Source organism: Flavobacterium zhairuonense, from assembly GCF_004352915.1.
Lineage (GTDB): Bacteria > Bacteroidota > Bacteroidia > Flavobacteriales > Flavobacteriaceae > Flavobacterium > Flavobacterium zhairuonense.
Window position 1 is genome coordinate 1 of record NZ_SJSY01000074.1, and the last position, 13,703, is coordinate 13,703.

Genomic DNA, 13,703 nt, shown 5'->3' on the forward strand with positions numbered 1-13,703 from the left:
TTTCGAAACCTTCAAAGCAGGCTTTAAAGTGAGCGGAGGATGCGATGCGAAAGGAGAGATCCAAGGAAATCCAGTTGCACCAAAACTATGCGACGGCGGAACAGTGACAGTCACTTATAAAGTGACCGACAAGTGCTATACTGCTACCATCAGCCGAGACTTCACCATCACTGCCCCTTCAGCCGTGACTCCGGAAGCTCCGACAGCAGTGAATGCCTCAGCCTGCGCTTATGCAGACCAGGCCGCATTGGATGCCGCTTTCGAAACCTTCAAAGCAGGCTTTAAAGTGAGCGGAGGATGCGATGCGAAAGGAGAGATCCAAGGCAGTCCGATGGCTCCGAAACTATGCGACGGCGGAACAGTGACAGTGACCTATAAAGTGACCGACAAATGCTACACTGCTACCATCAGCCGAGACTTCACCATTACTGCTCCTGCAGCTGTTGTTCCTGTGTCACCGAATCCGTTTAGTGCTTCGGCTTGTGCTTATGCCGATCAGGCTGCAGTAAATGCTGCCTTTGAAATCTTCAAACAAGGATTTAGTGTAAGTGGCGGTTGTAATGCAAAAGGTGCATTTGTAGGTAATCCGGTAGCACCAAACTTATGTCAGGGCGGAACTACCAGCGTAAGTTACATGATCACTGATAAATGTTACACTACTACAATCAGTAGAGACTTCACGATTACCGCTCCTGCAGCCGTAACGCCAGAGGCTCCCGCAGCAGTAAACGCTTCTGCTTGTGCCTATGCTGATCAGGCCGCATTAGATGCTGCTTTTGAAATTTTCAAAGCAGGCTTTAAAGTAAGCGGCGGTTGTGATGCCAAAGGTGTTATCCAGGGTAGTCCGGTTGCGCCAAAATTGTGCGATGGAGGAACAACGACAGTTACCTATAAAGTCACCGACAAATGTTATGAAACCACAATTAGCCGAGATTTCACCATTACTAAAGTTAATTTGCTTAATGTTTTAAGTCCGCCAAATAAAACAGTTGTTTGTGGTGAAGATGCAGATGCCGCATTTGTAGCATGGATTGCTGGATTTAAATTCTCAGGAGGATGTGCAGGAAATGTTCAGGCTACAGATTTATCTCAGTTTGTGAAACCTCAGATTGGAACGGCATTAGTTATAGAATATGTTGTTTCAAACAATTGTGAAACGATTAAAAAAGTATCAACATTTTTGATCACTCCATGTACGACTCCAATTTGTACTTATACTCAAGGAGCTTACGGAAATGTTGGAGGTATGGCCTGTGTAGGAGGACAATCTTACACAACCAAAGCTCTTATTGCAAAAGCATTAAGTAGTTATCCAGGAGGAACAATGACAATAGGTTTAGTTGGAAAATCTGTTTTAGTATCTAATAATCAAGCCGATATTAATGGTGTGATAGCAGTTTTACCAGGAGGAGGAGCAAGTAAAGTGCTAGCAAATGGAAATCCTCATATTGGTGCATTGCCTGCATCATACCTTAAAAAAGGAAAACTTGATAATACTTTATTGGCTCAAACCATTACTTTGGGACTTAATTTAGGTGTTGATAGTGAGTTGAGTAAATTCAAATTGCAGGCAGGTACATTGGCAGTTGCTCAACCTGAAGGTGGTTGCGGATCTAAAACTCCAAAAGCACGTTCTTGTAATCCTGACGGAACAGTAAGTAATGAATACAAATATTACACTATTCCGAACAATGTGGTTAGCAAACTGGCTGGAGATAAAACAGTTGGTGATTTGTTTAACTTGGCTAATCAAGCATTAGGAGGTGGAAACACTTATGGACTTTCTCTTTCTGATATAGCAAGCTTGGTAGATTTGATAAACAATGCATTTGATGAATGTAGAATCGCAATAGGATACAACATTCAACCACTTGCTTGTACAGCTACTCAAGAGTCAATAGTTGCTCAGGCACCTACTACTACAGAAACAGCTGTTGTAGAAAGCACTGCTAAAGAAAGTAAAAAACCTAGTTTTGATGCTTATCCTGTTCCTTTCAAAGATAATATTACCATTCGTTATAACTTTGATTATGCGAGCGATGTTAAAATTGAATTGTTTGATATGTCAGGAAAATTGTTAGCTTCAGAAACAGATACAAATTCTTATTTAGGAAAAGAATACAACTTTAATATTGATTTCTACGTTGGCAAATCTCAAGTTTACATTCTACAAATTACGACTAGTAAAGGCAGTAGTACTAAAAAAATCATTTCTGCCAGTAATTAATTAATTAATTTATAAATCTTATTTAAAGCATCCGTTAAAAGCGGATGCTTTTTTTTGAAAATTATTTTTTGCTTATCCTTTAATTATGTGTGTTTTACGAGTAAAGCGATTTGTTAAATGTCGGTGAGGTTTAAAAAAATAGAGGAAAAATCATGTTTTTCTTTTTTTTGGTTTGGTTTTTGGAATACCTTTATAGTATAATCCTTAAAAAATATATTATGAAAAAGATACTTACCTTATTTGCTGTTATTGGATTAATTGCATTTTCAAGCTGTGAAGGGCCTGAAGGGCCTCCGGGAGAACCAGGGTTGATCGGAGCTGTCTATGAAAATAAAGCACCAAATTTTTATAATTTCACTACTAATAATCAGTTTAGCGTAAGATTTAATTTCCCTGTTGCGCTATATGACTCGGATGTTGTCTTGGTTTATCGTTATGATGGATTGGATAATGGAGGTAGACCAGTGTGGCAGGCTTTGCCGGAAACTTATTTTTTTGATGATGGAACTAGAGATTTTTCTTTTAAATATGTATTTACTTATAATTACGTAAACATTTATTTAGATGGAAATAATCTTAATGATCCTGAACTTGATGCATACAGATTAAATCAAATTTTTAGAATTGTTGTTGTGCCTGCTGATTTTGTTAATAAAGTTGATAAAACAAATTATTTAGATGTAATGAAAACTTTAAAACTAAATGAAAATCAAGTTAAAGATATTAATTTTTAATTTTAATTAGAAGTTTAAATAAAAAAAGGAAATCGCAAGATTTCCTTTTTTTTATGATTATATGTTTTATAAAGATTATTTCTCAGTAATATCAGAATCTGTCAATAGTTTTTCCTTTCCAAATTTAAGAGAAACTAAAACTCCAACTAGAAGTGACAAGGCGATAAATCCTAAAGAAGCCCATTCTGGAACTTGAATCCAATCGTGTAGCAACATTTTTAATCCTACGAAAGCTAAAATTGCGACTAAGCTGTATTCTAAATAACTGAATTTTGCCAGCATATTTGCCAAGAAGAAATACATAGAACGCAATCCTAGTATAGCGAAAATATTAGAACTGAATACTAAAAACGGATCTTTAGTAATGGCTAGAATTGCAGGAACGCTGTCAACAGCAAATAAAACGTCCATTACTTCAATTACAATTAAAGCTACAAATAATGGAGTTGCCGCTTTCTTTGCAGTTTTGGTTGAAATAAAAAATTTCTCGCCATCCATTTCTGAGGTAATTGGCATAATTTTTCCTAATGTCTTGTAAACAAAAGAATCTTTCGGGTGAAAGTCTTCATCTTCGCCAGAAAACAGCATTTTGATCGCGGTAAAAATCAAGAATGCACCAAACAAATACGTTGTCCAAGTGAATTTGTTGATCAGCATTACGCCAAAGAAAATCATCAATCCACGGAAAACTATTGCGCCCAGGATTCCCCAGAATAAAACACGATGCTGGTATTTTTGAGGGATTTTGAATGAGGCAAAAATAATTGCAATCACAAAAATATTATCAACGCTTAATGAAAGTTCGATTAAATAACCTGTAATGAATTTCATTGATGCTGCCATAGGCAACAGTTTGTCTGGATTTTCTATATAATTAGTTGTGTAAAGCCAATAGATTACTCCTGAAAACAAAAAAGAAAGTGTTACCCAAATCAAGGTCCATTTGCTGGCTTCTTTGGTACTGATAATATGAGGGGTTTTGTTGAAGACACCAAGGTCTAAAGCAAGAATAAAAACTACAGCAAGTAAAAAGAGAGACCAGACTATCATAACAATTTTTTTAAATGATCTACAAAGATAAGTTTTGAAGTTCAAATTAAAAATAATTTATTAAGAATGGCATTGATAAATTCAGTGAAATTGTTAGATGTGAAATGTAAAAACTGAGAATAATAGATAAAAAAAGTGCCAACAATGACGTTGGCACTTTTTAGAATATAATTTAAGCTTTGAATTATAGCGCTGATTTAACAGTTTTGATAATTCTAGCAGCAATTTTGTAAGGGTCTCCGTTTGAAGCTGGTCTTCTGTCTTCCAACCAACCTTTCCAACCTTTTTGAACAGTCATCAAAGGAATTCTGATAGAACATCCTCTGTCTGAAACTCCATAAGAGAAATCGTTGATAGAAGCAGTTTCGTGTTTACCAGTTAAACGTTGCTCGTTGTAAGCACCGTAAACAGCGATATGCTCTTTAGTAACAGGACGGAAAGCTTCACAGATTTTCTCATAAGTTTCTTGAGAACCACAAGTTCTAAGAACAGAGTTAGAGAAGTTAGCGTGCATTCCAGAACCATTCCAGTCTGTATCTCCTAGAGGTTTTGGGTGATATTCAATATAGTAACCATATTTCTCAGTCAAACGATCTAATAAGTAACGAGCAACCCAGATTTCATCTCCAGCTTTTTTAGCTCCTTTAGCGAATAATTGGAACTCCCATTGTCCGCAAGCAACCTCTTGGTTGATTCCTTCAAAGTTGATTCCAGCAGCGATACATAAATCAGCATGCTCTTCAACTAATTTTCTACCGTGAGTGTTTTTTCCACCTACTGAACAGTAGTACATCCCTTGTGGAGCAGGGTATCCTCCAACTGGGAAACCAAGTGGAAGTTGAGTTTTAGTATCCATGATGAAATACTCTTGTTCGAAACCAAACCAGAAATCATCATCTTCATCATCAATTGTGGCTCTACCGTTAGAAGGGTGTGGTGTTCCGTCAGCGTACATAACTTCAGACATTACTAACCATCCGTTGATACGAGTTGGATCTGGATAAATTGCAACAGGAACTAAAAGACAGTCAGAAGAACCACCTTCAGCTTGTTTAGTTGACGAACCATCAAATGACCAATTTCCAAGTTCTTCTAATGTTCCTTTGAAATTTTCGTGTTCTTCAACTTTAGTTTTACTTCTAAGATTTTGAGTTGGTTCGTATCCATCTAACCAAATGTACTCTAACTTAATTTTAGCCATAATAATATAAATTAATTTTTTTTGTTTTTTCGCTGGGTCAAATATAGATTTATTTTTTTACTCCTAAAAATTAGGGGGCTATTTTGTTTTGTAGAGTATAATTTTTTAGAGAAGCGTAATTTTCGCAGGGGTATATTTTTAAAAAAGCAATTTTAGATGCGTATAAAAAATAAATTCGTAATAATTAAGGACTATTTTTGAATTTTTGAGTTAAGGAATTATGAAAAAATGTTTATTTAATAGAGAATATTGCTGTTAATTGTTATATTTCTTCAAATGACTTTGCTTATTCTCTGAAAAAAGACCGATCTGTTGAGAATTCACAGCTCAAAAAACTCAAATTTATATTCTGAACAGGCACTTTTATTGTTTATATTTGTTCTTCATTTTTTTTATGAAAATTAGTACGAATTAAAACTTTATATACCATGTCAACATTACGTTTCCAAGCTTTACAACAAGCTTCAAACAGAAAGCCGGTGCATTTTGAAGAAATTGGTCGAAAATCAAATCTTTTCGGATCAAATGTGTTTAACGAAAAAGCAATGAAGCAATACTTGACTTCAGATGCATTGAAAGGAGTAAGAGATGCCATTCAGCATGGAACTAAAATAGAAAGAAAATTGGCAGATTATATCGCTATGGGAATGAAGGAGTGGGCTTTATCCAAAGGTGTGACGCATTATACACACTGGTTTCAGCCTCTTACAGGAACAACTGCAGAAAAACACGATGCTTTTTTTGAAACTTCTTATGATGGAAGTGAATCTGTTGAGAAATTTGGCGGTGCGCAATTAGTACAGCAAGAACCAGATGCATCTAGTTTCCCGAACGGAGGAATCCGTAATACATTTGAAGCTAGAGGTTATACTGCTTGGGATCCAACTTCTCCAGCCTTTATATATGGTACAACTTTATGTATTCCAACAGTTTTTATCGCTTATACTGGTGAGGCTTTAGATAATAAAATTCCTTTATTAAGAGCATTGTCTGCAATTGATGAAGCTGCGACAGAAGTTTGCCGCTACTTTGATAAAAACGTAAAAAAGGTAACTGCAACATTAGGTTGGGAGCAAGAGTATTTTTTGATTGATAAAGCTTTAGCAAATTCTCGTCCAGATTTGATGATGACTGGAAGAACATTATTAGGACATACATCAGCAAAAGGGCAACAATTAGACGATCATTATTTTGGATCAATCCCAACACGCGCTCTTACTTACATGAGAGATTTAGAGCAGGAATGTATGTTGTTGGGAATTCCGGTAAAAACGCGTCATAATGAAGTTGCGCCAAATCAATTTGAATTGGCTCCAATTTTTGAAGAAACAAATCTTGCAGTCGACCACAACTCTTTATTAATGGATGTAATGCAAAGAGTTGCAGAACGTCATGACTTTAAGGTGTTATTCCACGAAAAACCATTTAAAGGTGTAAACGGTTCTGGAAAACACAATAACTGGTCATTGGCTACAGATACTGGAGTTAATTTATTGAGTCCGAGTAAAACACCAATGAGCAATTTACAGTTTTTGACATTCTTTATTAATACAATTAAAGCAGTAAACGATAACGAAACTTTATTGAGAGCGTCTATCGCAACGGCAAGTAACGATCACAGGTTAGGAGCAAACGAAGCGCCACCAGCAATCATGTCGGTTTTCATTGGAGCACAATTAACTAAGGTTTTATCTGAATTAGAAAGTGTAACAACAGGAAAACTTTCTCCAGAAGAAAAAACAGATCTTAAATTAAACGTAGTTGGAAAAATTCCAGACGTATTATTAGATAATACAGATAGAAACAGAACTTCGCCTTTTGCCTTTACAGGAAACAAATTTGAGTTTAGAGCTGTAGGTTCAAATTCAAACTGTTCAAATGCAATGACAACTTTGAATGCGATTGTTGCAAAACAATTGATTGACTTTAAAAATGAAGTGGAGAACTTGATTGAAAATAAAGACATGAAAAAAGATGATGCCATCTTTAATGTCTTAAGAGAATATATCAAACAATCTAAAAAGATTCTTTTTGAAGGTGACGGTTATAGTGAAGCTTGGGAAAAAGAAGCAGCAAAAAGAGGTTTGAGCAATTTCAAAACAACTCCGGAAGCAATTAAAGCAAAAGTTTCAAAACAAGCTTTGACTTTATTTGAAGAATTAGGAATCTTTAATCACGTGGAGGCCGAGGCGCGCTACGAGATTGAATTAGAAGAATATACTAAGAAAATCCAAATCGAAGGAAGAGTTTTAGGCGATATTGCTAGAAACCATGTAATCCCGACGGCGATTCGCTATCAAAACACTTTAATTGAAAATGTAAAAGGATTGAAAGAAATTTTTGCAAAAGATTTTGAAGCATTAGCCAAAGAACAAATTGTTTTGATTAAAGAAATTTCAGGACATATTGAAGGAATTAATTCAAAAGTATTGGCAATGACTAATGAAAGAAAGAAAGCCAATCAATTGACTGATGCACAAAAAATGGCAGAGGCTTATTGCAATAAAGTAAAACCATATTTTGAAGATATTCGCAATCACTGTGATAAATTGGAATTACTAGTAGATGATGAAAGTTGGACTCTGACTAAATACAGAGAGTTGCTGTTTACGAAATAACATTCTCAAAATATTTAGATAAAAAACCTGTCTTTTTAAGACAGGTTTTTTTTTGCCAAATGTTAAAATGATTATTTTTTTAACATTTCATTAACGCGGCACAAGTCTTTATATGTAAACAAATTGCTATAACTAAGCTTTTTCGTACTAATAAAAAAGACAAAAATAGCAGTTCATCGGGATAGTTTTACAGTTTGTCGAAAAACGGGTTAAGTTGTTGTAAAATAAGTATTTATACCTGTTTTGGTTTTCTGTAAGTTTTCTAATTTTGAAAAAGAAATCAGAAAATAACCCCAATTTTCATCTCAGATTTCATTAAAAAGGACTCCCCAATTTTTGCTCCCCAAATTACAACCTGCATAATAATTTGTATTAATAACCAATTAAATATATTTATTATGAAAAAAGTAATTTTGAGCATCTCCGCGATGCTAGTGGTAGGTATTGCCTTTGCGCAAAACAATGTGAGTGATGTAGACCAAGCTGGTTTATTAAATGGTGCATTAGTAGTTCAAGTTGGTGAAGACAATATGTCTGATGTAGACCAAATTGGTATTGCAAACGTTGCTCTTGTTGGGCAATATGGGGAAGACAACGAATCTACAATTCTTCAATTAGGAGCAGGAAATCTTGCTGTCGTAACTCAAATTGGAGATGACAATGATTCAAATATTTTCCAAGGATTCTGGGTTGGAAATCAAGCTTATGTAACTCAGTTTGGAGAAGACAACTCTTCTGATATCTTCCAACTTGGGGATTTCAATACAGCTTCTTCTACTCAAGTAGGCTGGCTGAACAATCAAGCAACAATTCAAGTTGGATTTGGTAACGATGCATCTACTGAACAATATGGAATTTTCAATAATGCTTTGACAGTTCAAGCAGGATGGTTTAATGATTCTAGTATTCAACAGTACGGAATCGCAAACTTCGCAGCTACAGCACAATTTGGATGGGGCCATGACAGCACTGTTACTCAAGTTGGAGCACTTAACGGAAGCTTGGTAATCCAATCTAACTAAAACAAACCAAGAAAAGGAAGGACTCGATATAATCAGTTCTTCCTTTTTTTTATTATTTCAAAAGTTATGAAAACCGTACTAATCCTATATTTTCTTTTTACAGGAATTATATTCTCACAGTCAATTGATGGGAATATAAATGATTATGTTATAGCCATGAATGAATCAAACAATCGCAATCAAAATCAGAATACCAATCAATATATTATAAGTCATAATATAGTCAAAATCACTCAAATTGGCAGTTATAATCAGGCCAATTTAACTATTATCAGTAATAGTGCTAATGTAACTGCGCAGCAAACTGGTAACAACAACTACATGAATGTCTACAAAAAAGCAGACGAAATAAATCAATCCTATATACAGTCAGGTAATAATAATTATATAAATGATGTTTCATTGTACTCCCGAGGAGTCGAATCGATGAAGGTCAATCAAGAAGGCAATAATTTAACGGTTTTCAGTACAGGATCAAATTCAATATCCAAGGATATGATCATCAATCAATCTGGAAATTCTGGTACAATTTACGTATTCAATCGCTAGGATCATGAAAAAGTATCTAAACATAATTGTTGCAGCTTTTTTTATTTTTTTTTCTGAAAACGGATTTTCGCAGACCGAGTATAATAAAGAGGTAAAAGCGAAAATTGAAGTTAAGGAAATCGAGAATTTATTATTTATAACCGGAACTGCAGAAAATTTAAAATCAGAGTTCAAGAATATTTCATACAAACTAAGCGTATTCAAAAAAAACAAATCAAATTCAAATAAATCAACTAATGCACAAGACGGAAGAGTAACACTTGAACCTATTCAAAGGGTAGAATTGTCTAAAACGCAAATCAATTATACCAAACAGGATGAAGTAATTGTAATGTTGCTGATTTATGATGAAAAAAATGCCATAATTGGCAAAGACCGAGTTGTTTTTAATGAAGAAACTGAATCAGATGCGGGAAAATCTTTCCCTGTTGACGGCATCGAAATGGTTGGAATAGTCGCCAACGATGCCAAAACAAAATTAGGAAATGATTTTTATGATATGTTTTATGCACAATATTCGAAGCTGAAAATTCATACTACTAAAATCGTAACAGTCCAAGAAGAACTGACATTTGGACGCACAACCAAGATTACAATATTAGTAGATAGTGATATTATAGAGGAATTTATTTCACGTCCTGATGAAGATTTTTTAAAATACATGGCAGATTCAGCTTCTCAAAAGCTATTCAAGTATTTTAAAGATCTAGAAAAGCAAAACAAAATGATTACTCAATACTAAGCTTTTCAATTGAGTATATTTTTTTCGATAAAGAGTTTACTGTTTAATATTCAAACTAAAAAAGTATCTATATGAAAACTATAGCATTACTCGTTTGCTTGCTCGGTTTTGGTACAATATCAATTGCGCAAAACCTTCAATATAAAGCGGCAAATCCAAATTTTGGAGGAGACACTTTCAACTATAATTGGCTTTTAAGCTCGGCTCAAGCTCAGAATGATTATAAGGAAGATACTGGTTCACAGTATAAACAGCAGACAGATTTGGAGCGTTTCAAAAGCAATTTGAACAATCAGTTGCTAAATAGGCTTTCAAATTCATTATTCGAAAATCAATTTGGAAGCAGTACCGGCACAGGAAGCGGAACTGGAACAGGTACCGGTACGGGCACTGGAACAGGAAATGGCACACTTTCTCCAGGAACTTATGTTTTTGGAACGTTGTCAGTTGATATTTACCATTCTAATTTAGGATTGGTAGTTGATGTTTTAGATACAGAAACTGGTGAGCAGACACAAGTAATTCTTCCAGGACAATAAAAATTATTGTTCAAGGTAAAAGTAAGGTTCAAGTATATTGTAAATAATTGAGGATTATGAATAAAAGTCCCCTTTTTCTATTTTTATTAATTTGCCTATTCTCAGGATGTGGAGCATATTTTAATCAGCCTGTTGGGGTGCAAAAAGCCGTATATGGAGAAAACACTCCGGCCACTGCCAAATTGGTAGAAATGCCAAAACCCAAAGAACAGATTGTTGTAGGGGTGTATAAATTCAAAGACCAGACTGGACAATACAAGCCTACAGAATTAGGAAGTACCTTCAGTACAGCTGTAACACAAGGAGCAACCTCTATTTTGATAAAAGCTTTACAAGATTCAAAATGGTTTATACCTATTGAGCGTGAAAATCTGGGAAATCTTTTAAACGAAAGAAATATTATTCGTTCTACGCGTCAGGAATACGCATCAAAAACAGAACCTAATGAAGCTGTTTTAACGCCACTTTTATTCGCCGGAGTTTTGTTGGAGGGTGGAATTATTTCTTATGATACAAATATAATTACAGGAGGTTTTGGTGCGAGATATTTTGGAGCTGGGGGTTCAACACAATACAGACAAGACCGAGTAACCGTTTATTTGAGACTAGTATCGACTTCAAACGGAAAAATCTTAAATACGGTTTATGTTTCAAAAACTATTTTATCACAAAGTATTGATGCAAGTTTGTTCAGATATGTGAATTTAAACAGGCTTTTGGAAGTTGAAACTGGTTTTACCCGAAATGAGCCAATCCAGATGGCTGTTACAGAAGCTATCGAAAAAGCGGTGGAAGGACTTATAGTTGACGGAATAAAAGACAAACTTTGGGAAGTAAATGCCCCACAAAAACAAATAGATGATTTTGTTGCTGAATATGACAAAGAAAAAAACGAAGCCGATTTAGCACAATTGTATAACAGAAATTTAAGTGAAAACAGAAGAGCAAGATTTGGTATAGAAGCGGTAGGAGGAACGGCAATTATGCAGGGAGATTATCCAAATCCCAAACCCATGCCAATGGTAAGAGGAGCGATGAAATTTTTTTTCTCCCCCACATTTAACTTAAGTGCGTCGTCAAATGCTTTTCAGGTGGCAAATCGGAATTATATGGATTATGGCTATTTGTCTTTAGATCTAAATCTGGAATGCATCATATTGCCACGCGACGTTTTTTCTCCTTTTGTTTTTGCAGGAACTGGATTTGAATTTGATCATCATCGGGAAAATTTCCATAGCAAAGTGCAATTTGGAGCAGGAGTCGAATATCTTGTCTCGCCCCACGTCGGAATCAAAATGTATGGCGAGTTCAATGCGGCATTCAGCGATAATGTTGATCATATGGTCGCTGGCGTCAGGGATGATTATTTTTACCGCATAGGTCTTGGAATGACATATTACTTTCCTAAAAAAACAAATTATAAGAAAAAATAAGCAACTTTTTAATCTTTAATAAGATATGATTAAAGAATTAAGTTCAATATAAGTTTAATAAAATTCAGTCTCAAATGAAAATAAGATTAAAAATTTTGGCGTGCTTTTTTCTTTTAATTTCGTGCAGTGAAGAGCAGTTTGATAACACAGGAACTGGTTCAATTAAAGGAAGAGTTGTTGATGTCCGTACCTATGCTGGAATCGAAAATGCTCGTGTATCTTCTAGCCCAACAACAAGCACAGTTTATACGGATAAAGATGGATATTTTAAAATAGACAAAGTGCCTGTGGGAAAATATGCTTTTCAAGCTCAAAAAGACGGTTTTATTGCCAGATTTGTACCGGGTACAATTGAAAAAGACATCGAAATTGAAGTTATTTTTGAGTTAGAAATATCAACTGCAACAAATAAGCCACCAGAAATTCCAGTACTTACAGCGCCTGCAGACAATTCTACCGGACAAGCTTTAAGCCTTGATTTGACTTGGACAGCCAAAGACCCAGAAGGAGATCCGTTGACTTATACAGTTACGGTGAAAAACGGAACTACAGATGAAGTAAAAACGTATTCAGATCTTAAAACAACAACTTTAAATATTAAAGATTTAAGTTTCAGTACTAAATATTACTGGCAAGTAAGTGTTGATGACGGAATCAACAAGCCTATAAACAGCGTCACAAATTCGTTTAGGACATTGGCTTTCCCGAATCCGAGATATATGTATGTGAAAAAGATAAAAAACAACAATGTAATTTTTACTGCTGATGATGCCGGAAATGAACTTCAATTATCTTCAGCAGAAGTGAATAGTTTTAGACCGAGAAAAAATTTAAGCATTAACCGAATTGCTTATATCAGCACTGATGGATCATTGAATCAAATTTTCAGTATGAATCCGGATGGCACAGATGTTCGAAAAATTACAAATTTTGTGCCGATAGCTGGTTTCAATATGGACAATGTGAGTTATTCGTGGAGTACAAACGGAAGTCAGTTGATTTATCCAAATTTTGATAAACTGTATCGCATAAATGCCGATGGATCTGGTTTGATTCAGTTGTTTAAAACTCCAAATGGCAAATTTATTTCAGAATGCGAATGGAGCCGCGATGGAAGCCAAATTATCCTAAAAGTAAATGATGTTTCAGGCTACAGTGTTGAAATTTATGCAATAGATATGAGCGGAACTGTTTTATATACGGTGCTTTCTGGAGTAACTGGAGGAGCAAGCGGCATTGATATTTCGATTGATAATAAAAGAGTCGTTTATACCAGAGATGTTTCTGGATTTGAAAATGCAGATTACAGACGTTTGGATTCCAGAATATTTATTTACACCGTTGCAACAAATACATCTGCAGAATTGTCATCAGGTAAAGAAAACGGTTTTAACGACCTCGATGTGAAATTTTCACCAAATGAAGCAAAAGTTATTTTTGTAAATACCTCTAATGATGGGCTTTCAGCTAAAAATATACAAACCGTCAGTACAACCGACGACAGTACAAGGACAACTTTGTTCCAAAATGCGTCGATGCCTGACTGGAAATAAAAATATCATAATCTTCGAATAATTTTGATGTCAAA

At 35.0% G+C, this 13,703-nt stretch carries 11 protein-coding genes; 9 read left to right on the plus strand and 2 right to left on the minus strand.

Annotated elements, in window-relative coordinates; genetic code table 11:
• Together EYY60_RS14345 and EYY60_RS14350 are read left to right on the plus strand one after the other, a co-directional pair.
• The coding region (locus EYY60_RS14345) for a T9SS type A sorting domain-containing protein (protein ID WP_132990013.1) at nucleotides 1-2,227 on the plus strand (2,227 nt) is incomplete at its 5' end.
• A gap of 218 nt (nucleotides 2,228-2,445) precedes the next feature.
• Nucleotides 2,446-2,961, plus strand: a complete 516-nt coding sequence (locus EYY60_RS14350) for a hypothetical protein (RefSeq protein WP_132990014.1) — start codon at nucleotides 2,446-2,448, stop codon at nucleotides 2,959-2,961.
• 75 nt (nucleotides 2,962-3,036) lie between these two features.
• Here EYY60_RS14350 and EYY60_RS14355 read toward each other — a convergent pair whose 3' ends face one another.
• The gene (locus tag EYY60_RS14355; protein ID WP_132990015.1) at nucleotides 3,037-4,011 is read right to left on the minus strand and encodes a TerC family protein; all 975 of its coding nucleotides are present in this window, start codon (nucleotides 4,009-4,011) and stop codon (nucleotides 3,037-3,039) included.
• 184 nt (nucleotides 4,012-4,195) lie between these two features.
• On the minus strand, nucleotides 4,196-5,212 hold the full coding sequence (locus EYY60_RS14360) for a glutamine synthetase beta-grasp domain-containing protein (protein ID WP_132990016.1): 1,017 nt from the start codon (nucleotides 5,210-5,212) through the stop codon (nucleotides 4,196-4,198).
• A 428-nt stretch (nucleotides 5,213-5,640) separates the two neighbouring features.
• Here EYY60_RS14360 and EYY60_RS14365 point away from each other — a divergent pair, with 428 nt between their 5' ends.
• The 7 genes from EYY60_RS14365 to EYY60_RS14395 all read left to right on the plus strand — a co-directional run bounded on the left by EYY60_RS14365 (nucleotide 5,641) and on the right by EYY60_RS14395 (nucleotide 13,668).
• On the plus strand, nucleotides 5,641-7,830 hold the full coding sequence (locus tag EYY60_RS14365; RefSeq protein ID WP_132990017.1) for a glutamine synthetase III family protein: 2,190 nt from the start codon (nucleotides 5,641-5,643) through the stop codon (nucleotides 7,828-7,830).
• 398 nt (nucleotides 7,831-8,228) lie between these two features.
• Nucleotides 8,229-8,852: a hypothetical protein gene (locus tag EYY60_RS14370; protein WP_132990018.1), complete on the plus strand. Its 624-nt coding sequence runs from the start codon at nucleotides 8,229-8,231 to the stop codon at nucleotides 8,850-8,852.
• A 66-nt stretch (nucleotides 8,853-8,918) separates the two neighbouring features.
• Complete coding sequence (locus EYY60_RS14375; RefSeq protein ID WP_132990019.1) at nucleotides 8,919-9,401, plus strand: hypothetical protein; 483 nt, start codon at nucleotides 8,919-8,921, stop codon at nucleotides 9,399-9,401.
• A gap of 4 nt (nucleotides 9,402-9,405) precedes the next feature.
• A complete protein-coding gene (locus EYY60_RS22295) occupies nucleotides 9,406-10,143 on the plus strand; it encodes a CsgE family curli-type amyloid fiber assembly protein (RefSeq protein WP_162847888.1) in 738 nt (245 codons plus the stop codon).
• A gap of 71 nt (nucleotides 10,144-10,214) precedes the next feature.
• A complete protein-coding gene (locus EYY60_RS14385) occupies nucleotides 10,215-10,682 on the plus strand; it encodes a curli assembly protein CsgF (protein WP_132990020.1) in 468 nt (155 codons plus the stop codon).
• Nucleotides 10,683-10,738: 56 nt separating this feature from the next.
• A complete protein-coding gene (locus EYY60_RS14390) occupies nucleotides 10,739-12,115 on the plus strand; it encodes a CsgG/HfaB family protein (RefSeq protein WP_132990021.1) in 1,377 nt (458 codons plus the stop codon).
• A gap of 74 nt (nucleotides 12,116-12,189) precedes the next feature.
• The gene (locus EYY60_RS14395; RefSeq protein WP_132990022.1) at nucleotides 12,190-13,668 is read left to right on the plus strand and encodes a carboxypeptidase-like regulatory domain-containing protein; all 1,479 of its coding nucleotides are present in this window, start codon (nucleotides 12,190-12,192) and stop codon (nucleotides 13,666-13,668) included.
• Nucleotides 13,669-13,703: the final 35 nt, after the last annotated feature.